The organism is Aeromonas sp. 603079, from assembly GCF_049172135.1.
Classification (GTDB): domain Bacteria; phylum Pseudomonadota; class Gammaproteobacteria; order Enterobacterales; family Aeromonadaceae; genus Aeromonas; species Aeromonas veronii.
The window spans coordinates 1-24,268 of the sequence record NZ_JAAKPX010000034.1 but is presented as its reverse complement, the minus strand read 5'-3'; the positions used below and the strand labels follow the sequence as shown (position 1 = coordinate 24,268).

22 protein-coding genes are annotated in these 24,268 nt (G+C 58.4%); 9 read left to right on the top strand and 13 right to left on the bottom strand.

Going from position 1 to position 24,268, the window contains the following annotated elements; genetic code table 11:
• Positions 1–9: 9 nt before the first annotated feature.
• The 6 genes from lptD to G5287_RS19975 are packed head-to-tail and all read left to right on the top strand — an operon-like array spanning position 10 to position 6,792.
• Complete coding sequence (gene lptD / locus G5287_RS20000) at positions 10–2,475, top strand: LPS assembly protein LptD (protein WP_227341998.1); 2,466 nt, start codon at positions 10–12, stop codon at positions 2,473–2,475.
• A 26-nt stretch (positions 2,476–2,501) separates the two neighbouring features.
• Positions 2,502–3,800: a peptidylprolyl isomerase SurA gene (gene surA, locus G5287_RS19995; protein WP_216952937.1), complete on the top strand. Its 1,299-nt coding sequence runs from the start codon at positions 2,502–2,504 to the stop codon at positions 3,798–3,800.
• Positions 3,800–4,795, top strand: coding sequence for a 4-hydroxythreonine-4-phosphate dehydrogenase PdxA (pdxA, locus tag G5287_RS19990; RefSeq protein ID WP_201987519.1), 996 nt, complete (start codon positions 3,800–3,802; stop codon positions 4,793–4,795). Before surA ends, pdxA begins: the two co-directional genes overlap by 1 nt.
• Entirely contained in the window at positions 4,785–5,597 is an 813-nt protein-coding gene (gene rsmA / locus G5287_RS19985) for a 16S rRNA (adenine(1518)-N(6)/adenine(1519)-N(6))-dimethyltransferase RsmA (protein WP_005339016.1), read from the top strand. The genes pdxA and rsmA overlap by 11 nt, the downstream gene beginning before the upstream one ends.
• Before the next feature lie 4 nt (positions 5,598–5,601).
• Positions 5,602–5,964: a Co2+/Mg2+ efflux protein ApaG gene (gene apaG, locus G5287_RS19980; protein ID WP_031227971.1), complete on the top strand. Its 363-nt coding sequence runs from the start codon at positions 5,602–5,604 to the stop codon at positions 5,962–5,964.
• A gap of 6 nt (positions 5,965–5,970) precedes the next feature.
• A complete protein-coding gene (locus G5287_RS19975; protein ID WP_005358331.1) occupies positions 5,971–6,792 on the top strand; it encodes a symmetrical bis(5'-nucleosyl)-tetraphosphatase in 822 nt (273 codons plus the stop codon).
• Positions 6,793–6,910: 118 nt separating this feature from the next.
• Here the strand turns inward: G5287_RS19975 and G5287_RS19970 are convergent, their stop codons facing one another.
• Positions 6,911–7,411, bottom strand: a complete 501-nt coding sequence (locus G5287_RS19970; RefSeq protein WP_421231768.1) for a 2TM domain-containing protein — start codon at positions 7,409–7,411, stop codon at positions 6,911–6,913.
• A gap of 226 nt (positions 7,412–7,637) precedes the next feature.
• Entirely contained in the window at positions 7,638–8,627 is a 990-nt protein-coding gene (locus tag G5287_RS19965) for an MsnO8 family LLM class oxidoreductase (RefSeq protein WP_421231767.1), read from the bottom strand.
• Positions 8,628–8,837: 210 nt separating this feature from the next.
• Between G5287_RS19965 and G5287_RS19960 the strand changes: the two genes are divergently transcribed.
• Together G5287_RS19960 and G5287_RS19955 are read left to right on the top strand one after the other, a co-directional pair.
• On the top strand, positions 8,838–11,729 hold the full coding sequence (locus G5287_RS19960) for an HD domain-containing phosphohydrolase (RefSeq protein ID WP_421231766.1): 2,892 nt from the start codon (positions 8,838–8,840) through the stop codon (positions 11,727–11,729).
• Between the two features lie 131 nt (positions 11,730–11,860).
• A complete protein-coding gene (locus G5287_RS19955) occupies positions 11,861–12,199 on the top strand; it encodes a hypothetical protein (RefSeq protein WP_421231765.1) in 339 nt (112 codons plus the stop codon).
• Between the two features lie 85 nt (positions 12,200–12,284).
• Here the strand turns inward: G5287_RS19955 and G5287_RS19950 are convergent, their stop codons facing one another.
• The 4 genes from G5287_RS19950 to rplU form a co-directional block, all read right to left on the bottom strand.
• Positions 12,285–13,655 carry a YjiH family protein gene (locus tag G5287_RS19950; RefSeq protein ID WP_216952929.1) on the bottom strand — a complete coding sequence of 457 codons (1,371 nt, stop codon included), beginning with the start codon at positions 13,653–13,655 and terminating at the stop codon, positions 12,285–12,287.
• 372 nt (positions 13,656–14,027) lie between these two features.
• On the bottom strand, positions 14,028–15,230 hold the full coding sequence (cgtA, locus tag G5287_RS19945; protein ID WP_216952928.1) for an Obg family GTPase CgtA: 1,203 nt from the start codon (positions 15,228–15,230) through the stop codon (positions 14,028–14,030).
• A gap of 190 nt (positions 15,231–15,420) precedes the next feature.
• The gene (gene rpmA / locus G5287_RS19940) at positions 15,421–15,678 is read right to left on the bottom strand and encodes a 50S ribosomal protein L27 (protein WP_005304202.1); all 258 of its coding nucleotides are present in this window, start codon (positions 15,676–15,678) and stop codon (positions 15,421–15,423) included.
• A 17-nt stretch (positions 15,679–15,695) separates the two neighbouring features.
• Positions 15,696–16,007 carry a 50S ribosomal protein L21 gene (gene rplU / locus G5287_RS19935; RefSeq protein WP_005304210.1) on the bottom strand — a complete coding sequence of 104 codons (312 nt, stop codon included), beginning with the start codon at positions 16,005–16,007 and terminating at the stop codon, positions 15,696–15,698.
• A 242-nt stretch (positions 16,008–16,249) separates the two neighbouring features.
• Between rplU and ispB the strand changes: the two genes are divergently transcribed.
• Positions 16,250–17,221, top strand: coding sequence for an octaprenyl diphosphate synthase (gene ispB / locus G5287_RS19930; RefSeq protein ID WP_421210006.1), 972 nt, complete (start codon positions 16,250–16,252; stop codon positions 17,219–17,221).
• A gap of 81 nt (positions 17,222–17,302) precedes the next feature.
• Here ispB and G5287_RS19925 read toward each other — a convergent pair whose 3' ends face one another.
• The 7 genes from G5287_RS19925 to mutL form a co-directional block, all read right to left on the bottom strand.
• Positions 17,303–17,491 (bottom strand): DUF2065 domain-containing protein, encoded by a 189-nt coding sequence (locus G5287_RS19925; protein ID WP_216952926.1) that lies wholly within the window; start codon positions 17,489–17,491, stop codon positions 17,303–17,305.
• Positions 17,492–17,589: 98 nt separating this feature from the next.
• Complete coding sequence (hflC, locus tag G5287_RS19920; RefSeq protein WP_421222473.1) at positions 17,590–18,474, bottom strand: protease modulator HflC; 885 nt, start codon at positions 18,472–18,474, stop codon at positions 17,590–17,592.
• Positions 18,475–18,477: 3 nt separating this feature from the next.
• Positions 18,478–19,626: an FtsH protease activity modulator HflK gene (hflK, locus tag G5287_RS19915; protein WP_319919773.1), complete on the bottom strand. Its 1,149-nt coding sequence runs from the start codon at positions 19,624–19,626 to the stop codon at positions 18,478–18,480.
• A 48-nt stretch (positions 19,627–19,674) separates the two neighbouring features.
• Positions 19,675–20,961 (bottom strand): ribosome rescue GTPase HflX, encoded by a 1,287-nt coding sequence (gene hflX / locus G5287_RS19910; RefSeq protein WP_421231764.1) that lies wholly within the window; start codon positions 20,959–20,961, stop codon positions 19,675–19,677.
• A 63-nt stretch (positions 20,962–21,024) separates the two neighbouring features.
• Positions 21,025–21,288, bottom strand: a complete 264-nt coding sequence (gene hfq, locus G5287_RS19905; RefSeq protein ID WP_005339045.1) for an RNA chaperone Hfq — start codon at positions 21,286–21,288, stop codon at positions 21,025–21,027.
• Between the two features lie 72 nt (positions 21,289–21,360).
• Positions 21,361–22,290 (bottom strand): tRNA (adenosine(37)-N6)-dimethylallyltransferase MiaA, encoded by a 930-nt coding sequence (gene miaA, locus G5287_RS19900; protein WP_421231763.1) that lies wholly within the window; start codon positions 22,288–22,290, stop codon positions 21,361–21,363.
• A complete protein-coding gene (gene mutL, locus G5287_RS19895; protein ID WP_227342989.1) occupies positions 22,280–24,151 on the bottom strand; it encodes a DNA mismatch repair endonuclease MutL in 1,872 nt (623 codons plus the stop codon). Before mutL ends, miaA begins: the two co-directional genes overlap by 11 nt.
• Between the last annotated feature and the right edge of the window lie 117 nt (positions 24,152–24,268).

Here is a 24,268-nt window from a genome sequence, read left to right as displayed (position 1 = left end):
GTCTTTCACATGACCAAATGGACACTGGGGTACCGCTATCCCATCGCCCTGACTATCAGCCTGGCCCCCGCACTCACCCCTATGATGGTGCAGGCGGCCCCGTTCGAAGCGCCGCCAGCCACCGGCATTCTCGATAGTCTCTGCTATGACTATGTTCCCAAGATAGAGAAGCCTTCATCGGATCAGGATGCCAACGCGCAGCCGGTCGAGGTTGATGCTGACCGTCTCGAGGCCAAACAGGGCGGCACCGCCGTCTATGAAGGCGACGTCAAGGTTCGTCAGGGTGTTCGCAAGTTTGACTCCGATTATGCACAGCTCGATCAGAAGAGCCGGGATGTCATCGCCATCGGCAACATCTATTACAACGACGGTCAGGTGACCGTCACCAGCGACAAGACCCTCAAATCCAACCTGGATACCAAAAACTCCGAGCTGGAGGAGGGCAAGTATCAGGTGCATGGCTCACCGGTGCGCGGCTTTGCCAAACGCGTGGTGATGACCAACAACAACCAGAACATCACCATGGAGGGAGCCCAGTACACTACCTGCCCCCCCGGTCAGGAAGTGTGGACCCTCAAGGCGGGCAGCATCGACATCGACCAGAAAGAGGTGTTCGGCGAAGCCTGGAACGCCAGCCTCTGGCTCTATGACTACCCGGTGTTCTACTTCCCCTATATAAACTTCCCCATCAAGGATGAACGGAAGACAGGTCTGCTCTACCCGGGTTACAAACAGAGTTCCGGCAACGGCATGGAGATCACCCAGCCCTTCTACTGGAACATTGCCCCCAACTACGATGCCACCATCACCTCCCGCTTTATGGACAAACGCGGCCTGATGGAACAGGTAGAGTTTCGCTACATGCCGGACCCAGCCCATACCGGTACCCTCTATTTTGAAAGCCTCAGGGATGACAAGCAGTATGATGCTGGCAACCCGAGCTTTACCAACCCGTCGACAGGGACTCCGTACCTCTCAGATGGTCATCGTTACCTGATGAATATTCGTCACGGATCCACCCTGATGGATGGCTCCCTGCGTTTAGGCATCGACTACACCCAGGTACGGGACAAGGATTACAACTACTTCAACGACTTCAGCCCGCAAGTGGGCACCCAGGTCGACAGCCAGTTGCAGCAATCCTTTACCGCCGGTTACTACCAGCAGAACTGGAACCTCACCTCCGAGGTGCGTCGCTATCAGATCCTGAGTCCCTACGCGCTGCTGCCCCACGAGATGCTGCCACGCATCAACTACAACTACTTCCAGCAGGGGAAATGGTTCGATCTGGCCTGGAACAGCGAGCTGACCAAGTTTGGCTATGACAGCGGCAGCGCCACTGCCCAGCAGGCCGGTGAGCGTTATACCGCTACCCGTCTGCATCTGGCTCCCACCCTGACCATCCCCCTGGTCGATGCGCCGGGTTACTACCTTATAAGCCAGTACAAACTGATGTTTACCTCCTACAACCAGGAGATCCCCAAAGACCTGATTAGCCAGGATCGCAGTAAATTTACAGACGCAGATAGCCAGCAGCTGACCCTGAAAGACGGCACCATTACCCGCACCTTGCCGTCCTTCCGCCTCAAGGGGGGCGTCAACTTCGATCGTCCGGTAGACTGGTATGATGGCAAGGGCACCCAGACCCTGGAGCCTGAGTTCCAGTACCTCTATATCCCTTACAAGAATCAGGACGAAATAGGGATTTACGACTCCACCACTACCCGTCAGGACTACTACAGCCTGTTCAGCGATCGCCGCTACGCCGGTCTCGACCGCATCAGCGATGCCAACCGGGTCACCGTTGGCCTGACCAGCCGGGTCTATGACAATGTGGGGGATGAGCGGTTACGTCTGGCGGTAGCCCAGGCCTTCGAGATGACACCTCCCAAGGTGCGCCTCTACCCGTCCGATCAGGAAAACACCAACGCCCGCTCCCTGCTCTCGTTCGAGGGGGATGCCCGGATCACCGATGAGTGGTTCGCCCATGCCGGCACCCAGTACGATACCTCCGAGGGGGAATTTACTGCCGGCAACGGTGCAGTCGAATACCGGACCGGCAAGCTGACCACCCAGGTCAACTACCGCTATATCCAGGACGGCAACCGGGACTATCGCTACCCGAGCAATCCTGCTCTGGCCGAAGACCTCAGCCAGGCTGGTCTGGTGATGATGGCGCCGATCGCCGATCAGTGGCAGATGTATGGCGGTTACTATCGCGATATCAAGCAGGATGTGAACATTGACCGCAAGATCGGTGTCAAATACGACTCCTGCTGCTGGAGCATCAACATGAGCCTGGAGTGGCACAACCAGCCGGACAACATCACTCTGAAGCCCACTTCGGAAAAAGTCATTGGTCTGCAGTTTGAAATGAAGGGACTTGGCAGCGTGGGTACCGGTGGCCGCAGTGTCACCCTGGATACCGAGCTGTTGCCCTATGTTCGCCCGTTTAATCTGAAAGACCAGCAATGATGCTGGTCCAGCCTTGAGAGATGGATATGAAAAAGACCCTGATTGCCCTGCTGACCGCGGGAATGTTCGGCGCCATGAGCCAGGCCGCACTGGCTGCGCCCGAGCTGATGGACAAAGTGCTGGCCGTGGTCAACAAGGACGTAGTGCTGTCCAGTCAACAGGACGCACTGGTCAACAAGGTAAAACTCTCCGCCCAGGAGAGCGGCCAGTCTCTGCCTGACGATGCCACTCTGCGCAAACAGGCACTCGACCGTCTGATCCAGGAGAGCCTGCAGCTGCAACTGGCGGATCGCCAGGGGCTGAAGATCAGTGATACCCAGCTGGAACAGGCTATTCAGGGCATCGCCGCCGACAACAAGATGACCCTGGATCAGCTGCGCGCCCAGCTCGCCCGTGAAGGGATGACCTATGCCCAGTATCGGGAAGAGGTTCGCCGCGAGATCCTGATGAACGAGGTGCGCCGCAATCAGGTGCGCCGCCGTATCAACATCTCCGAGCAGGAGGTGAAGCAGGTGGTGGAGATCCTGAAGAAACAGGGTCAACAGCAGAACGAATACCACGTCGGCCATATCCAGATTGCCCTGCCGGACAACCCCACCGCCGCCCAGCTGGATGCCGCCAAGAGCAAGATCGAGCGCATTCTGGCCGCCCTCAAGCAGGGTGCCGACTTCCGCAAACTGGCCATTGCCGAGAGTAACGGCCCCAAGGCGCTGGAAGGGGGTGACTGGGGCTGGATGAGCCCGCAAGAGATGCCGACCCTGATGGCCGAAGCGGTACAGGGTACCAAGAAGGGCGATATCGTGGGCCCGCTGCGCTCCGGCGCCGGTCTGCACATCGTCAAGGTGTTCGACACCAAGGGTCAGCAGCAAGTGATGCAGACCGAGGTGAAGGCCCGTCACATCCTGATCAAGCCCTCCATCATCCTGAGCGAAGAGAAAGCCAAGGGGATGCTGGACGGCATTCTGCACGACATCAAGAGCGGCAAGGCAAGCTTCGCCAGCATGGCGGAGAAGTATTCCGAAGATCCGGGCTCTGCGGTGCAGGGTGGCGAACTGGGCTGGTCTGATCCCAACGTCTATGTACCAGAGTTTCGCGACATGGTTAACCGGCTGCAACCAGGCCAGATCAGCGCCCCCTTCCGCACCAGCCACGGCTGGCACATCGTCCAAGTGGAAGATCGTCGCAGCCAGGATGCCACTGACAAGGCTCTGGAACAGCGTGCCTATCAGCTGATCTACAATCGCCGCTTCGTGGAAGAGTCCCAGGCCTGGTTGGACGAGCTGCGTGATGAGGCTTACATCCGTGTCGAAGGATCTGCGAGCTGATGAGCTGCCGTCGCCTTGCCGTTACCCCGGGCGAACCGGCCGGGATCGGCCCGGATCTGGTGCTGCAGATTGCCCAGCAGGATTGGCCCCACCAGTTGGTGGTGATCGCCGATCCGGCGCTGCTGCGCGAGCGAGCGGCCCTGCTGGGGCTGCCCATCGAGCTTGAGCCCTATGATGCCAGTCAACCGGCACAACCGCAGCGAGCCGGCACCCTGACGGTATGTTCTGTCTCTCTCGGCGCCCCCGTGGTGCCGGGCGAGCTGAACGAAGGCAATGGCGCCTATGTGCTGGCGACCCTGCAGCGTGCCTGCGATGGCAACATGAGCGGCGAATTTGCCGCCGTGGTGACCGGGCCGGTGCACAAGGGGATCATCAACCAGGCCGGGGTCTCGTTCAGCGGCCACACCGAGTTCTTTGCCCAACAATCCAACACTGCCGATGTGGTAATGATGCTGGCAACCGAGGGGCTGCGGGTCGCACTGGCGACTACCCATATTCCGCTGGCCTATGTAGCGATGGCCATCACCGAAGATCGCCTCGGCAAGGTGATCCGGATCCTCAACGAGGATCTCGCCACCAAGTTTGGTATCGCCAAACCCCGTATTTACGTCTGCGGCCTCAACCCCCACGCCGGGGAAGGTGGCCATCTCGGACGTGAAGAGATTGACGTGATCGAACCCGCCCTGGTCACCCTGCGCCAGGAAGGGATCGATCTGGTCGGCCCGTTGCCGGCCGACACCCTGTTCCAGGAGAAATACCTCAAGGATGCGGATGCGGTACTCGCCATGTACCACGACCAGGGGCTGCCTGTGCTCAAATACAAGGGCTTCGGCAGTTCGGTCAATATCACCCTGGGGCTTCCCTTCATCCGCACTTCGGTGGATCACGGCACCGCGCTGGATCTGGCAGGCAAGGGCCTGGCCGATCCGGGCAGCCTTGTCACCGCGATTAACCACGCCATCAAGATGGTAGAGAAAAAAAGATATGAGCAGTAAGGTGCACATGGGCCACACGGCCCGTAAGCGTTTCGGTCAGAACTTCTTGCACGACCGGTATGTGATCGATCAGATCGTCGCCGCCATCAACCCGCAGCCGGGTCAGAATCTGGTGGAGATCGGTCCGGGTCTGGCCGCGCTGACCGAGCCGGTTGCCGCCCAGATGGACAAAATGACCGTGGTCGAGCTTGACCGGGACCTGGCAGCTCGCCTGCGCGAGCACCCGACACTCAAAGACAAGCTGACCGTCATCGAAGCGGACGCCATGCGTTTCGACTTTGGCACCCTGATGGGTGAAGGCAAGGGGCCGCTGCGCATCTTCGGCAACCTGCCCTACAACATCTCCACCCCGCTCATCTTCCACCTGTGCGAATTTGCCGACCGGGTTGAAGACATGCACTTCATGCTGCAAAAGGAAGTGGTGTTGCGTCTGGCCGCCGGCCCGGGCAGCAAGGCTTATGGCCGTCTGAGCGTAATGACTCAGTACTACTGCCAGGTGGTGCCGGTACTGGAAGTGGGCCCGGGCGCCTTCAAACCGGCGCCGAAAGTGGACTCTGCCGTAGTTCGCCTGATCCCGCACAAGAATCCGACCATAGTCGCAAAAGACATTCGTTGTCTGAATCGCGTCTGTACCGAAGGCTTTGGCCAGCGTCGCAAGACCATCCGCAACAGCTTCTCCAACTTCATCACCGACGCCCAGCTGACCGAGCTTGGTATCGATGGCAACCTGCGCCCGGAGAATCTCTCCCTCGAGCAGTTTGTCATGATCGCCAACTGGCTGGCGGATCAGCAACAGGCCTGATCCTGTGGCACTCCCGCACATCGAGATCCGCCCATACCCCGTGTATGTGGCGGGCTCCAAAGACCCTTACCAGTTTCACTATCTGATCGAGATTGAGAATCTGGGGCCCGGCCCGGTGCAACTGCTGCATCGGCGCTGGCTCATCACCGATGCCAATGGCAAGATGCTGGAAGTGGCAGGCCCAGGCGTGGTCGGGGAACAACCCGTCATTGCCGAAGGTGAGACCTACCGCTACCAGAGCGGCGTGCCGCTGGCGACCCCGCTCGGGGTGATGGAAGGGAGCTATACCCTGCAAGATGGCTCTGGTCAGCAGTTTGAGGCGCCCATCGCCCCCTTCACGCTGGCCATCCCCAATATTATCAACTGAGGTTTCATGGCGAACTGTTTTGTCGGTGACATCCAGGGCTGTTACGACGACTTGCGCCGTCTGCTGGATCTTGCCGCGTTCGATCCCGAAAATGACGTGCTCTGGCTCTGCGGCGATCTGGTCGCCCGCGGCCCGGACTCCCTCAATACCCTGCGTTTTGTCAAAGGGCTGGGCAACCGTGCCGTTACCGTGCTCGGCAACCACGACCTGCACCTGCTGGCGGTCGCAGATGGCGTTGCACCGCTCAAGAAGAAAGACAAGCTGCAAAGCCTGATGGATGCCCCTGATCGGGATGAACTGCTGGAGTGGCTGCGCCACCGCCCGCTGCTGGCGGAGCATCCGGATCTGCCCATCATGATGGTGCATGCCGGGATCTCCCCCGCATGGGATGTCCGCACCGCGCGCAACTGCGCCCGCGAGGTAGAGAGCCTGCTGCGCGGTGACCAATACAGCTGGCTGCTGCACAACATGTATGGCGACCAGCCCGATGGCTGGAAAGATGATCTGGTCGGGATCGACCGCTACCGCTACATCATCAACACCTTCACCCGGATGCGCTTCTGCTATTTCGACGGTCGTCTCGACTTCAAATGCAAGAAGGGGCCCAAGGAGTCGACCCCGGGGCTGCGTCCCTGGTTCGAACAGCGCGAACACCACGTGGATGACCCCATTCTGGTGTTCGGCCACTGGGCGGCGCTGATGGGCAACACCGGCAAGAGCGATATCAAGGCGCTCGATACCGGCTGTGTCTGGGGCAACAGCCTCACCCTGTGGCGCTACGAGGATGATGCCCTGATCGCCACCCCCTGCCCGGTTCACGCCAGCTAGGGGGGACGCAACAATCTGGCGGTCGCTGCCGCACGGATGGCTACAGCCCGTTCCAATAACAAAGCCCGGCTGGTTGCCGGGCTTGCTGTTTAGGTTCCCTGTTTTCCGGCGAATGAAGTTACAACTTGCGCCCCAGCCGCTTCTCGATCTGGCGCCGCTCCCACTCGGGGCCAAACAGCTTGAAGGGCTGAAATACCCGAACAGCATGGGAGGCAAGTCCCAGCCCCCAACCCAGGGTTGGCCACCAGGCCCAGATGTACTCCGGATTACTCAGGTAATTGATGACAAACAGCCCGCAGATCACCACCACGTAGCTGGCGACATGGTGATAGAAGCCCTTGAGCCCCTCCACATACTTCATGGCAGCTTGCTCCTCTGCTGAAACCTGCAATGCATCCTTCCCCATAGTGTCACTCCCTCTAATCTCATGCTCCTGTTGCCGTGTGCCGTCCAGTTGCGCCACATCGAGCTCAAAGACAGCGGCCAGGGCCTTGAGGGATTCCAGTCCGGGTTGCTGACCCTGCTCGATCCGCTGAATGGTGCGAACGCTCAGGCCGGTAAAGGCGGCCAACTGCTCCTGTGACCAGCCCCGCTGCAATCTCAACTTCCTGACGATCATCTCGAACTCCTTGTGGTAATTGACAGGGCCAGCATAGGGGCCGGAGGGTGGCAGGTGACACGACAACGGCCTGACACCAACCTGACTTTCCTTTTAATTCAGTACATTAGATAAAAGATAGATATCCGAGATCCAGTTCCCCAACAGTCTCTTTGCGAAAACCAGACAGCAGGGTGACACCAGACTCTCTCTGCAAGATAGCGCCTTTGTATCCGGGGAGGCGAGCTTATAGATCCCGCATCACCCCTGCAGCAATTTCGAAAGAGCGCAAGCGAGCCTGATGATCGACGATGGGGCCATTGAACATCAGCTCATCGGCACGGGTTTCCGCCAGCAGCGCCTTGAGGCCATGACGAACCTGCTCTGGGTTGCCCACTAGCGAGCGGGCCAAGGTCTGCTCCATCGCCATCAGCTCACGGGGAGACCACTCATCGCCAAGCTGGACGACCGGCGCGGGCAGCTTGCCCGCATCACCGCGATGGAGGCGCAAGAACTGCTGCTGCACGGTAGTGAACTGGAAGCGGGCCTCCCGCTCGCTGTCGGCGGCAATCATGTTGATGCAGACCACCGCATGGGGCTTGGGCCAGCGAGCGGAGGGGCGATACTGGCTACGGTAGATCTCCAGCGCTTCCAGCAACATGGCAGGGGCGAAATGGGAGGCAAACCCGAACGGCAAGCCCATCGCCGCTGCAAGTTGCGCGCTGTAGAGGCTGGAGCCCAGCAGCCAGATGGGCAGATGCAGCCCCTGACCGGGCACCGCCTGCACCGCGCCGATCTCGTCGCCAAAGTAGCTCATCAGCTCGCGCACATCGGCCGGAAAATCATCCACCTCGCCACTGCGCATACGCCGCAGCGCCCGCATGGTGCGCTGATCGGTCCCGGGGGCGCGGCCAAGGCCAAGGTCGATGCGGTCGGGATAGAGAGAAGCCAAGGTGCCAAACTGCTCGGCAATCACCAGCGGCGAGTGGTTCGACAGCATGATGCCACCCGCGCCGATCCGCAAAGTGGTGGTGGCTTCGGCCAGATGACCGATCAGCACCGAGGTGGCGGCACTGGCAATGCCCGGCATGTTGTGGTGTTCGGCCAGCCAGTAGCGCTGGTAACCCCAGCCCTCGGCATGGCGGGCTAGATCCCGCGAACGGCGAAATGACTCGGCAGGTACGGAACCTTCGGCAACAGGCACCAGATCGAGCACGGAATAGGGGATGGCAGGCATGAGTCACTCCATGGATTTACAGACCAGTAACAAGTGAGGCAATGTAGCACGGGATACCTGAATGAATCACTATCTCCTGCCAAGCTCTGCCTGGCAGTGGGCAACCATGGAAAAGCACAGATATCAGGCCAGTATTGTCATTTCTGTTATCGTATTGACACACTGCTGACAGATCGTCTCCGCAAGCATCACTGTGACAAGGAAATGTCCATGATCACTGCCAGATCCGGGCGCAAGCCCTTCTATGTTCACATTGCCACCCTATTTACCCTGCTGTTCAGTGTGCTGGGCATGCTGCTGATTCTGCTGCAGTTCCAGCAGGGCTCTCGCCAGATGCTGGAACATGAGCGCCACAACTTCAAACAGTACCGGGAACAGCTGGCCCTCGCTCTGCAACTGAACGAGCAGCCAGCCCGCATGTCCCTCAGCCTGCTAGCCAGCAGCCGACTGGCCGACATGAGCGATCTGGCAAGCCGACTGGAGTATCTGCCGCAGTTGGCAGAGATCTTGGCCAATCGCGACAGCTATGGTGCCGTCTACATCGGCTATGAGAGTGGCGATTTCTTTCTGGTACGAAAACTCACGGAACGGGCCCGGGCCCAGGTGCAGGCTGTGCCTGAAGGCAGCCAGTTGCTGGTTCAGAGCCTGAGTAGCGGGCGGGGAGAGTTCCTCTATTTTGATGAGCAGCTGCAACTTTTGGGGCGGCGAGCCATGGCGGATTATCGATTCGATCCCCGCAGCCGCGACTGGTACCGGCTGGCTCGCGGTTCATCAAAGATTGTCGCCACCACCCCCTATCTCTTTTTTACCACCAGGGAGCCGGGCATGACGCTGGCTGTCACCAGCCATAGCCAACGCGCCGTGATCGGGCTGGATGCCAGTGTCGAAGGGCTCTCGGCCTTGATTGGCGAGCTGCAGTTGCCGCTCCAAAGCCAGGTAGTGTTGTTCGATCGCTCCGCGACCCTACTGGCGGCCGATCCTGTACATCTGCCAGCCTATGATCAGCTAACCCAGCTGCCAGCGATCACGGCTCTGGGCGGCCCAGTCATGGCCGAGCTGAAAACTAGGCTAGAGAGGACGCCTGTGCTGCTGGATGGTTCTCCCCGGGAGCTGACCCTGACCACAGGGGAAAAACAAGAGTGGCTGGTCAATATCTCCCCCCTCGGCAAGGACACCCCTTTTTACATCGCCCTGCTGGCCTCGGCAGATCTGCTCTATCAGCAGGCACGCAATGAAGCACTGATCAATATGGCATGGGCGCTGACCAGCCTGTTGTTGCTGCTGCCAGTGATCTGGATGGTCTCCCGCCGTACCGCTACCCCGCTGCTGGCCCTGACCCGCGAGGCCGAGCGGATCCAGCGTTTCGACTTTGGCGAGGGGCAGGTTCCAGAATCGGCCATCCGGGAGATAGATGACCTTGCCCGCACCATGTCCGGCATGCGCCAAACCCTCGGCAACTTCATGAACATGGGTAGAGCACTGGCTGCAGAGCACCGCTTCGACTCCCTGCTAAGCCGCATCCTGCATGAAACCATCGCCGCAGTACAGGCAAAAGGGGGGAGCCTCTACCTGGCCCAACAGCAAAAGATGCAGCCGGTCCAGGCCCGCTGGCAGCAAACCGAGCTGCCCCTTGGGCAGGTTCCATGGCCACAACCATTGCTATCCGGCATGGCCACTTCCCAGCGCATCTCCCTCAGCCTGGATGAGGCGACATGGAGGCAACACCTGGACAGTTGGGGTTCCTTTCCCGACCCATGCCAGCTGGTGGCTGAGCCGCTCTGCAACCATCGTCAGGAGCTGATCGGATACCTCCTGCTGATCCTGCCACGCTGCAGCGAACAGGAGCTGGCATCGCGCATCAGCCTCATCGAAGCGCTGGCGGGCACTTCCGCCTCCGCCATCGAGAACCAGCGCTTGCTGGAAGAGCAGAAACAGCTGCTCGAATCCTTTATCGAGCTGATGGCCGGCGCCATCGACGCCAAGAACCCCTACACCGGCGGTCACTGCCAGCGGGTGCCGGAGCTGACCCGGATGCTGACCGAGGTGGCCTGCGCCCAGCGACAGGGCCCCTTTGCCGATTTCACTCTCAACGAGGAGGAGTGGGAAGCCATCCATATCGCCAGCTGGCTACATGACTGTGGCAAGGTGACCACACCGGAGTTCGTGGTCGACAAGGCCACCAAACTGGAGACCCTCTACGACCGGATCCACGAGATCCGCACCCGTTTTGAAGTACTCAAGCGGGATGTCTATATCGAGTGCCTCGCTGCCCGCTTGTCATCAGAGATCAGAAGTACCTGCCGGGAAGAGGCAGCCCCGCGCTGGGCCGAGCTGGATCAGGAGTTTGCCTTCATCGCCGAGTGCAATCTGGGTGGCGAGTGGATGGCCCCCGAGAAGATTGAACGGCTCGACGCCATCGCCAGCCGCACCTGGCTGCGCACCCTGGACGATCGGCTCGGCATCAGCCGGGAGGAGATCAAGCTGCGTCAGAAAGAACCATCTCCCGAGTTGCCCTGCCTCGAGCCACTGCTGGCCGACAAGTGCTGGCACCTTGTGCCTCGTCCGGATGGAGATCGGTTCGACGAGCACAATCCCTGGGGCTTCAAGGTCAAGGTACCGCACCATCTCTACAACCGGGGGGAGAGATACAACCTTGCCATCAGCAGGGGAACCCTCACCGAGGAGGAGCGCTACAAGATCAACGAGCACATAATCCAGACCATACGCATGCTGGAGCACCTCCCCTTCCCCCGTCATCTGCGCTGCGTGCCGGAGATTGCCGGCGGCCATCACGAGCGGATGGATGGCAAGGGTTACCCACGCCAGCTGACCGGATCACAGATGAGCGTACCGGCCCGCATCATGGCTATCGCCGATATTTTCGAGGCTCTGACCGCCAGTGATCGCCCCTACAAATCTGGCAAGACGGTCTCCCAGGCTCTTGCCATCATGCAGAGCATGGTACGTGAACAGCATATCGACCCGGATCTGTTCGTTCTGTTTGTCAGCAGCGGTATCTGGCGCGATTACGCCAGACGCTTCCTCGAGACCGCCCAACTGGATCAGGTGGATGAAACCGCACTGCTGGCCGCACAGGCCTAGCTGGGTCATATCTTCTTACATTTGCGGGCTGGCCTGAACGCCCCGGGCTGGTTATAACGGTGCCCCTATAGCGAAGGGGGAGCAATAGACTCCCCCTCACTCTTTGTCACACCACACTGTTCAGGTTATCTATGTCAAAACATCTCGTTCTGCTGGGCGCGCTGACGCTCTCCGGCTGCTCCCTGTTGTCTCCCCCAGCCCCCACCGTCACCCCGGTGCGCCTTGCCGATAAGGGCCAGCTCGGCTTCTACATAGAGTGCAGCAGCATGACGGCCTGCTTTCAGCAAGCCAACCAGACCTGCCCACAGGGCTACAAGGAGACAGATCGCCGCCAGCAGACGCTATACAGCACCCAGTATCTGGGAGGAAGCTACGACGAAGATAAGAAGGTCTACAAGGCGGCCAAGCCCTATCGCATCGCCAACACGGTCCACTCCCTGACTATCCAGTGTCCCGTCACTAGAGGCTGAGCCAGCCTAAGGGCGATGCTCTCCCATTACCGCGGAAAAGAAAACGGTCAACCCAGGTTGACCGTTTTTCACTATGGCGTAGTCCTTAGAACAGCAGATGCGCTACACCGGCAATCACCGGCAGGGTAACCAGGGTGCGCATCAGGAAGATCACAAACAACTCCCACAGTTTGACCGGGATCTTGCTGCCAAGCAGCAGGGCCCCCACTTCGGACATATAGATCAGCTGGGTCACCGACATGGCGGCAATGACGAAGCGGGTCATCTCGCTATCGATGGTCGAAGCCAGCACAGCCGGAATAAACATATCGGCAAAACCGACCATGATAGTCTTGGATGCGGCTTCCGCCTCCGGCAGTTGCAGCAGTTCCAGCAAGGGGACGAAGGGAGCGCCAAGCCAGTTGAAGATGGGGGTGTGTTCGGCCAGCATCAGGGCACAGGTACCGATCGCCATCACCACAGGCAACACGCCAAACAGCATGTCGAGCGCATTTTTCACCCCTTCCCGGGCGACGGCACCGAGACCGGTCATCTGCTCTGCCTTGGTCAATGCACGTTCGAGACCATAACTCATCACACTGTGCTGGTGGGGCACCGCCTCCTGCTTGCGACACAGGGGAGCGCCATCGATATAGATATCCTTCTTCCAGGATAGCGGCGGCAGACGTGGCACCACGATAGCGGCAACCACCCCAGCCAGACAGACAGTCAGATAGAAGGGAACGAACATGTGTTCCAGCTTCACCTGGGAGATCACTACCAGACAGAAGGTGATGGAGACGGCGGAGAAGGTGGTGCCAATAACGGCCGCTTCCCGCTGGGTATAGAACTTCCCTTCGTACTGCTTGCTGGTCAGCAGGATGCCGACACTACCATCCCCCAGCCAGGAGGCAAAGCAGTCCACGGCAGAGCGACCCGGCAACCGGAATACCGGACGCATGATGCGAGTCATCATAGTGCCGACAAACTCCAGCAGCCCGAAATCGAGTAGCAACGGCAGCAGCAGGCCGGCAAAAATGAAGACTGAAAACAGCACTGGCAGCAGATCGTTGAGCACCAGGCCGCCGGTTGCGCCTGAATAAAGCACCTCTGGTCCCACCTGGAAGAAGGTCAGCAGCACGAAAATACCACCCACCACCCGCACGCAGGCCCAGAAAGGAGAGACGTTGAACAGGCTGTTGAGGAATGGTCTACGCACCAGAATCGCCGGTTTGAACAACCAGGTGATGATAGTCATCAGCATGGTGGTAGTGATCACCGCACTGACCATGGCAACCAGATAATCGGCAAAAACCCGCTGCACCAGCTTGGCCAGCACTGCGACGGGGATGGTGACGTTACCGTCATAGACGACCGGCGTCATGAACAGCAAGATACCGATCAGTGACGGTATTAGAAACATCAACAAGTTACGGCGGGTATTAACCGCAGATGCTTCAAGACTCTTTTCCAGCATGATAAGACTGCCCTAATGTTACTTTTCCATAGCCCGGCCTACCTGCGTATTCATGCATTAACCGGAAAAACGGGCGCAAGAATACTCCAAAAAAATGCACAAACAAGCCCATAAGGCATAAATCTGCGCATAAAAATTTTTACAGGTAAACCTTCCATCAAAACAATCAGATACAGAAACGCATATCGATTCAATCGACATCGCCAGACGATTGTTTCATTACTGTTAATTTTGATGGGCAGTATAAACAGTTATCAACTGCAGGCAATAAGTGGCATCACAAATATACCTAATGAGCCACTACTCGACAGGCATAAAAAAACCGGAGCCTGTTCAGGCTCCGGTTATCAATGAAATGGACAGACAAGGGTATCAGTCACGGACGTAGATCACTTCCACACCATCATCATCTTCGTCATCCCAATCATCATCGTCGAGACTTTCGTCAAAGGCCATGGAGGCGGCAAGCGCTTCCGCTTCGGCTTTAGCCAGCTGGTTCTTGTGGTAGTCGTCCCACTTGAACTCCACTTTCTCGATCGCCTCTTTGGCATCCTGCTCCAGCTGACGGGGCATGGTATCCAGCAGATCCAGGATGTCGTAGCAGACCTTCTTGGTCCCTTCCTTGCTGATGGCAGTGATGGCGTAGACCGGCCCTTCGTGGTTGAGGGCGGCTTTCACGCGATCCATCACTTCCTGAGCCTCTTCTTCCAGGATCAGATCCATCTTGTTGAACACCAGCCAGCGCGGCTTGCCAGCCAGTTCCGGGCTGTACTTCTCCAGCTCACGCACGATGGTCACGGCATTTTCAGCCGGATCGGAGCCATCAATGGGGCAAATATCCACCAGATGGATCAACACGCGGCAGCGTTCGAGGTGCTTGAGGAAACGGATACCAAGACCTGCGCCTTCGGCTGCCCCCTCAATCAGGCCCGGAATATCGGCGATCACGAAGGAGCGGGAGTTCTCACCACGCACCACACCGAGGTTCGGCACCAGGGTGGTAAAGGGATAATCAGCGACTTTCGGGCGGGCGGCAGAAACAGCGCGAATAAAGGTAGATTTACCGGCGTTGGGCAGACCCAGCATACCGACGTCAGCCAGCAACAGCAGCTCCAGCTTCAGGGTACGCACTTCGCCCGGGGTGCCGTTGCTCTTCTGGCGTGGAGCCCGGTTGACCGAACTCTTGAAGCGGGTATTGCCCAAACCGTGGAAACCGCCCTTGGCAACCAGCAACTTCTGCTCGTGGTGAGTCAAGTCGCCCAGCAACTCGCCGGTATCGTCATCGGTTGCACGGGTACCGACCGGCACGCGCAGGATCTTGTCCTTGCCACGACGACCGGTACAGTTGGCGCTCTGGCCATTCTCGCCACGCTCGGCAGCATGGAAACGCTCAAAACGGTAGTCGATCAGGGTATTGAGGTTCTCATCGGCAACCAGATAGACGTCACCACCGTCACCACCGTCACCACCATCCGGACCACCGTTGGGAATATATTTTTCACGGCGAAAACTTACACAACCGTTACCACCGTCACCGGCATCGACTCGAATCTGGACTTCATCAACAAACTTCATAGGTAACCGTCACCTTAATTCGAAAAACCGATACGCAATTATAGTGGTACAGACCCCTGCGGGCGATACGCATCTTGCCTCTCCGGGCAATCTCGGTACCCGGGTCATCTGCGTTCCGTTTTTTCGTCATTATTTCGGAAAAACAAAAGCCCCGCCTGTTGGCGGGGCTTCGGATCCTTGCGGTCCGTAATTACTCAGCAACGATGCTAACGTACTTACGATTCAGCGGACCTTTAACTTCGAACTGCACCTTGCCGTTCGCGGTAGCGAACAGGGTGTGGTCCTTGCCCAGACCAACGTTCTCACCAGCGTGGAACTTGGTACCGCGCTGACGAACGATGATGCTGCCAGCCAGAACTGTTTCGCCGCCGAAACGCTTCACGCCCAGGCGTTTAGCTTCAGAATCGCGACCGTTGCGGGATGAACCGCCAGCTTTTTTGTGTGCCATCTATCGGACTCCTCTAATTAAGCGCTGATGCCAGTGATTTTGACTTCAGTGAACCACTGACGGTGGCCCGCTTGCTTACGGTGGTGCTTACGACGACGGAACTTGACGATAGTCACTTTCTCGCCACGGCCGTGAGCCACAACTTCAGCTACAACCTTGCCACCTTCAACGAAAGGAGCACCTACTTTAAAAGTGTCGCCTGCAGCAACCATCAGCACTTCGTTGAAGTCGATGGTAGCGCCAGTCTCAACGTTCAGCTTTTCCAGACGAACGATTTGACCTTCGGCCACACGGTGTTGTTTTCCGCCGCTTTGGAATACCGCGTACATTTGATTAACTCCGTAAAGGCATGTCTTTTGCTCAAGGCTAGACATGCGCAAAAACCTATAACAATGGGCGGGCATTCTACGCAAATCGATCTGCTCAGGCAAGGCCAATTTAGCAAAAAGTTTATTTTGTGCGCATATCTGCCGCCGTGGATAAACGCCTAACTGTAACCCATTGTGAAATCGTGTAGAATCCCTGCCATTACTAAAATCGCAGTTATTGCTGCTGTCACGTTACGAGACTTATGGACCAACAGACTATCCGTGCGCTCTGTGCCGCCGACATGACGGCGGTCAATGAACTGATCCTGGCCCGACTCCAGTCCGACGTTAGTCTGATTAATCAGCTGGGTTTCTACATTGTCAGCGCCGGCGGGAAACGGATGCGCCCCATGCTGACCGTGATGGCTGCGCGTGCGCTGGGCTATGAGGGTGAGGATCACCTGAAACTGGCCGCCATCATCGAATTCATTCACACCTCTACCCTGCTGCATGACGACGTGGTCGACGAATCCGACCTGCGCCGTGGCCGGGAGACCGCCAACGCCATGTTTGGCAATGCCGCCAGCGTGCTGGTCGGTGACTACCTCTATAGCCGCTCCTTCCAGATGATGGCCGAACTCTCCAACCTGCGGGTGATGGAGATCCTTTCGGATGCCACCAACACCATCGCCGAAGGGGAAGTGTTGCAACTGATGAACTGCAACGATCCGGATACCACCGAAGAGAGCTACATGACGGTCATCTACTGCAAGACCGCCAAGCTGTTCGAGGCCGCTACCCGACTCGCCGCCGTGCTGACCCATCAGCCCGAGCCCGTCGAGCAGGCCATGACCGATTACGGCAAGTATCTGGGCACTGCGTTCCAGATCATCGATGACGTGATGGACTACTGCTCCCAGAGCGAAGAGATGGGCAAGAACGTCGGCGACGATCTGGCCGAAGGCAAACCGACCCTGCCGCTGCTGCGCGCCATGGAAGTGGGCACGCCGGAAGAGCGCCAGCTGGTGCGCGATGCCATCGAGCACCGCAACGGCATGGAGCATCTTGAGCAGATCCTCGACATTCTCGATCGTACCGGCGCGCTGGAGTACTCCCGCATGCGTGCCAGGGAAGAGGCCGACAAGGCCATTGCCGCTCTCACCATCCTGCCTGACTCCCAGCACAAGCACGCGCTGGAAACACTGGCCCACATGGCCGTGCAGCGCAGTGCCTGAGTAAACGACATGGATGAAAAAAGAGGCCTTCGGCCTCTTTTTTATTGTCTGCTATCTGCTGGACAGTGTATTGCGCCAGACTCAGCGACTCAACATCCATAGGATCACGCTACCCGCAACCACTAGCGAGCCGCCAATACGGCGCAACTGCTCCGGTGGCTGATCGCTCAGCAGCCGCAACATCTGCTGCCATGCCCTGGGCATCAACAACGGGCCTAGCCCTTCAAACAGCAACAGCAGACCCAGCCCCGTCAGTATGGATGTCATCATTCTGCCCCTCTCCCGTCAAAAACCATTGATCCCGTTTGTTTGGCAGACAAATAAAAGGGCCTGACAAAGCAGGCCCCTGGCAAAACAACTCCCGACACTTACTGCTTGGTGCCTTCAGGAGACTTGAAGTAACGGAAAAACTCGCTATCCGGCTTGAGCACCATCAGGTCATTGCCACCGGCGAAGCTCTTGCGATAGGCCTCCATACTGCGCACGAAGCTGAAAAACTCGGGGTCTTTCTTGTAGCTGTCAGCATAGATTTTGGCGGCTTCCGCATCCCCTTCACCGCGCAGTTGACGAGCGTTACTCTCTGCATCAGCGATCATCACGGTCACTTTGCGATCGATATCGGCCCGCAGGATCTCGGCCTGCTCACGCCCCTGGGAGCGATGCTCACGGGCCACGGCAGTACGCTCGGCCCGCATCCGCTGGTAAATGGAGTTGGACACTTCCACCGGCAGGTTGATCTGCTTGATCCGCACATCCACCACCTTGATGCCGAGCTCGGAGGAGCGCGCCATCTTCATCAGAGCATCTTCCATCACGGTACTGCGTTCACCGGAGACGATATCCTTGATGGTACGATTACCGATCTCGGAGCGCAGACCGTTGTTGATTTTGCGCTTGAGCAGATCCTCGGCCTGCAACTTGTTGCCACCACCGGTTGCCAGGTAGTACTTGGAGAAGTCCTCGATCTTCCATTTCACATAGGAATCGATGATCAGGTCTTTCTTCTCGGAGGTGACAAAACGGTCAGCCTGGCTGTCGATGGTCTGGATGCGTGCATCCATTTTGCGAACCTGGTCGATGAGCGGCACCTTGAAGTGCAGGCCCGGTTCATAGAGGCGGGGTTCACCGGAGTCAACCCGCTTCACCTTGCCGAACTGCACCACAATCCCCTTCTGGCCTTCATCAACGATAAAGACAGAGGAGAAGCAGACCATGGCCGCGACAGCGATTACACCAATAGCTAGCTTTTTCATCTATCAGTTTCTCCCTGAGCTGAAGCGGTCACCGCTACGCAGCGGCGTCGGAGTGGAGTTGGCGCCCTCGTTGGAAGCTGGCGTGGACTCGATGGTCGGCGCAGCAGCTGGACGCCCCTGCTGGACGCTCGCCTGCTTGCCAGCCAACTTGTCGAGCGGCAGATAGATCATGCTGTTGTTGCCAGCCGGCATGTCGACCACCACTTTATTGGCCTGCTGATAGAGCTCTTCCATGGTCTCCAGGTAGATACGATTGCGTGTCAGATCGGGCGCAGCTTGATACTGGGGCAGCAGCTCGTTGAAGCGGGCCACTTCACCCTGGGCTTTCAGCACAATCTGGGACTTGTAGGCTTCCGCCTCCTGCTCCAAACGCTTGACCTGACCACGGGCCTTCGGCTCGACTTCACGGGCATAGGCTTCGGCCTCGCGGATGAAGCGTTGCTCATCTTCCTGAGCGGCAATGGCGTCATCAAACGCATCCTTCACCTCTTCCGGCGGACGAGCCGGCAAGAAGTTGACGTCGACGATCTGCAGACCCATCTGGTAAGGCTCGATGATGCCATCAATCACCTGCCAGGTCTCCTGACGCACCTTCTCACGACCGGTGGTCAGCACGTCGTCCATCTTGGTGTGGCCCACAACATAACGCAGGGCGCTATCGGTGGCCTGACTCAGGCTCTCGTCAGCATTCGTTACGCTAAACAGATACTGCTCGGGGTTGACCACACGGTACTGCACGTCCATCTCGACCCGCACCACGTTTTCATCCTGAGTCAGCATGAAACCGGAAGCAGGCAGCGAGCGCACGGACTCGACATCCACAGGGATCACCTTGTCGATAAAGGTGGGATTCCAGCGCAGACCCGGCTCGACAATATGGGAAAACTTGCCAAACCGCAGCACTGCACCACGTTCCGCTTCACGAATGGTGTAGAAGCCGCTGACGACCCACACCACCACAGCGATCACCAGTGCGATGGAGATACCAAAGCGACCGACATCACCACCGGATGTTCCACCACCAAACAGGCCCCCGAAGCGACGGCTCATCTTGCGCAGCATTTCGTCCAGATCAGGGGGCCCCTGATTTTTGCCGTTGTTCCCCCAAGGGTCACGGTCTTTGCCGTTGTTACCAGGCTCATTCCAAGCCATCAGCGTCTCCATTAATACTTGCGGATGGATATCACCTCTATCAGAACATCAATGTCTGATAAAGCGTTGTAAACTCTCACCTTCCTGCTTTACGAGGCGGTTCCAGTCGGCCACTTGCAAACGGACTTCCAGCACGAAATCTCCCTCCTCGCTAAAGCCTTCCTGCTCAATGCCCTTCAACTGATAAAGCGCACTGCGCAATCTTGCTGCCGAGGGTGGCAACTGCAGGGTGTGGTGCACCATGGAGCCGGCCAGCAGTTCAGTCAGCGCCGTAAACAGATGCTCACAACCTTCACCAGTCTGAGCCGAAAGCCAGACGCGCAATGGGTGCCCCTCGTCATCTCGCTCCAGACCAGCAGGACGATCAGCCAGCTTGTCGATCTTGTTGCAGATCATCAGCTGAGGCCTGTCGTCAGCTTCAATTTCGGCCAGCACCTGCTGCACGGAGTCGATATTCTCCTGCATCTGCTCATCTGCACAGTCCACCACATGCAGCAGCAGATCCGCTTCACGGGTCTCCTGCAAGGTCGCTTTGAAAGCCGCGACCAGATCATGAGGCAAGTGCCGAATAAATCCAACCGTGTCAGCCAAAATCACATCACCCACATCCCGGATCACCAGTTTTCGCAGGGTCGGGTCCAGTGTTGCGAACAACTGGTCGGCAGCATACACGCTGGCAGCTGTAAGTTGGTTGAACAAAGTGGATTTTCCGGCGTTTGTGTAACCAACCAGAGAAACTGTCGGTACTTCGTTGCGGTTACGGGCACGACGTCCCTGCTCCCGCTGCTTGGCTACCTTGTCGAGCCGGCGCAAAATCGCCTTGATGCGTTCCCGCAGCAGACGTCGGTCAGTTTCAAGCTGGGTTTCACCCGGACCACGCAGACCGATCCCGCCCTTTTGACGCTCAAGGTGGGTCCAGCCTCGCACCAGGCGAGTCGAAAGGTGGCGTAACTGGGCCAGTTCGACCTGCAGTTTACCTTCATGGGTTCGGGCGCGCTGGGCGAAGATGTCGAGGATCAGACCGGTTCTGTCCACCACCCGGCACTGGAACAGACGTTCCAGATTTCGTTCCTGGGCAGGAGTCAGGGCATGGTTGAAGATCACCACATCCGCATCCAGCATCTGGACCTGGGACGCGATCTCTTCAGCCTTGCCGCTGCCGACAAAAAATTTGGCACTGGGCGCACTACGACTGGTGGTGATGACCGCCAGCGCATTGACTCCGGCCGAGCTCACCAACATCTTGAGCTCTTCCAGATCCTCCCGCTCACCCTCATCACTGAAGTTGACATGCACCAGAACGGCCTGTTCGCCAGCTTCATAACGGTCAAACAAGCGCTTGCTCCTTAACAGGAATCATGATGAATCTGAGTTGGCGAGTCGACTCGCCCAGGGATATCACGCCTCGGCATCACCCTGTTCATCAGCCGCGCCACCCGGAGTGGGCTGGTGATGATTGACGGCACGGGCCGGTACGACAGTCGAGATGGCGTGCTTGTAAACCATCTGGCTCACGGTGTTTTTCAGCAGGATAACAAACTGGTCAAAAGACTCGATCTGACCTTGCAGTTTGATGCCGTTCACCAAATAGATAGAAACAGGAATCCGCTCACGGCGCAGCGCATTCAAAAACGGGTCTTGGAGAGATTGCCCCTTAGCCATTTTTCTTTTCCTTATAGTTTGTTGTTTTTAAACACCGAATATCAATATAACAACCTGATTATACAGGGAGTGTCAAGCCGCACCAGCGCGAGCAAGCACGCGGTCGAGATTGCCAGACTCACCAGATTCCAACCAGGTCACGTCGGGCCAGCCGCGCAACCAGGTCATCTGTCGTTTTGCCAATTGGCGTGTGGCAACAATGCCACGATAACGCATCTCATCATACCCCACTTCATCGCACAGGTAGTCCCACATTTGGCGATAACCCACACAGCGAATGGAGGGGAGATCCGGGTGCAGATCGCCGCGCGCCATCAGCGCACGAACCTCCTGTTCAAAGCCACCTTGCAGCATCTTGTCAAAGCGCTGTTCGATACGCTGATGCAGCACGGCACGATCGCTCGGGGCGATGGCAAACTGCTGCACTCGATAGGGCAAGCCCTCCCCCTGCACCTGCGTCAGCTCGGTAAGGGTCTTGCCGCTGATACGGTAGACCTCAAGCGCCCGGCTGAGCCGCTGCGGGTCATTGGGGTGGATCCGCGCCCCGGCCACCGGGTCGATGCGTACCAGCTCATCGTGCAGCGCCTGCCAACCGAGGCGGGCAGCCTCTTCCTCAATCCCAGCTCGAATGGCGGGATCGGCGGAGGGCAGCGGGGACAATCCCTCCAGCAACGCCTTGAAATAGAGCATGGTACCGCCCACCAGCAGCGGAATGCGGCCACGGTCGGCGATCTCTTTCATCTCCCGCAGGGCATCCTTGCAAAAATCGGCTGCCGAATAGCTCACAGCGGGATCAAGAATGTCTATCAGCCGGTGCGGAGCCCGCGCCAGTTCATCAGCGGTGGGCTTGGCCGTACCTATATCCATGCCGCGATAGATCAGCGCAGAATCGACGCTGATGATGTCGCAAGGCAATGCCTGGCAAAGTTCAATGGCGAGATCCGTCTTGCCGGAGGCCGTCGGCCCCATCAGAAAAATTGCGGTCGGCAAGTCACTCGCCATGTTCAAACTCCTCCAGCACGGTCGCCAGCGAAAGCGGGCGCACCATACGCATGTCACCAAGCTGGTCACTGAAATCGGTCACAAGTTCCGTCAGCAGACGACTGGCAGTTGAAAAATCGTATATCTTCTCGCGGCTTATCCCCTGCTCCACCAGCCATTGGCATAATACTTCAGCCTGCTGACCAGCATCACTGTCAGATCCGCCCTCGATAATTTGCAGCAATTCGGGTAACAGCCGCACCAGATCGGTCTGGCGCAGCAGAGCCGGCACCCGAGTCAGGATCATGGTGTCGCGCCCCCCGCTTTTCAACTCCAGCCCCATCCGTTTCAGCAAACGTTCCTGCTCGGTCACCAGCGCGATCAAATTCTTCGGCAGCTTGAAGGAGACCGGCAGCAACAGCGGCTGGGCCGCCAGCCCCTGGCCCCAGGTCTCCAGCAACCAGTGACGCAGCAGCACCCGCTCGGCACGCACCAGCGAGAGCAGCGCCAGCTGATTATCCCGCTCGATCAACAGGTAGGCCTGCTCCACCAGTGTCAGGGCGCGACATCCCCCCTGTTTGAGTGGCGGCACGGTGGCCGCGGACTGCTCAGGTGCAGTCTCAGCCACCGTTGCAATAGGCAACGTAGTGAGCAGCGCCCCCATGCCGCGCATCGCCTCCCGGCTTGGCGGCTCGGGCGGTTGATAATTGCTGGCTCGGCCAGCCCCACCGCTCCCCTCCCGCACCTGCGCAGGCGCCCGGTAGCTGTGCTCGGCACCGTACCACTCCGGACGGGGCGCCTGACCGGGGTATTCAATCTGCGGAGTGACCGGCAACTCGACCAGGGTTTCGGCCAGCGGCGCGTCCTGATGAGCGGCGCTGACTCCTTCGCGGCGCAGCGCAGTAAACAGCGCCTGAAAGATAAAGTCGTGGATCAGCCGCGCCTGATGGAAGCGCACCTCATGCTTGGCCGGATGAACGTTGACATCCACCTGACGGGGATCCAGCTCGATATAGAGCACATAAGCAGCGAAGCGATCGGGAGGCAGCAACTCGTCATAGGCCTGACGGATGGCGTGGTTGATGAGCTTGTCGCGCATCATCCGGCCGTTGACATAGGTGTATTGCAGGTCGTTCTGCGGTCTTGCCCCCTCCGGGGTCGCCAGCCAGCCCCACAACCGCACGTCGCTATGCTCGCTCTCCACCGCCAGCGCATGGTGCATGAAGGGGGTGCCGCAAACGGCGGCGAGACGTCGCTCCTGCTCCGGCACGGTATTGGCGGCCTTGTACTGGCGCACCACCTTGCCATTGTGGCGCAGGATCAGGGTGGCATCGAAGCGGGAGAGCGCGATGCGGCGCACCAGCTCGTCAATATGGGCAAACTCGGTCTTTTCGCTGCGCATGAATTTGCGCCGCGCGGGTGTATTAAAGAAGAGATCCACGACCTCCACCGTGGTGCCCACCGGATGGGCCGCAGGCTTGATGGTGACGCTCATCTCGCGCCCTTCCGCCTGGGCTTGCCAGGCTTCGGACTGCTCGGCGGTGCGGGAGGTGAAGGTGAGACGGGAGACAGAGCTGATGGAGGCGAGCGCCTCGCCACGAAAACCGAGGCTGTTGATCCCTTCCAGATCATCCAGCGTGGCCACCTTGGAGGTTGCATGACGCGACAGCGCAAGTACCAGCTCATCTTTGGCGACACCGCAGCCGTTGTCACGGATGCGGATCAGCTTGGCGCCCCCCTTGTCGATGTCGATCTCGACCCGGTCGGCCCCCGCATCCAGGCTGTTCTCCACCAGCTCTTTCACCACAGAAGAGGGCCGCTCCACCACCTCTCCGGCTGCAATCTGGTTGGCCAGAATGGGTGGCAAAATACGGATCGGCATCATTTACTCCTGAATTTCAATCTTGCGGATAGAGAGCCGTTCCACCACCTCTCCACCAACCGGAATCTGGTTGGCCAGGATAGGGGGCAATATACGGATCGGCATCACTTACTCCTG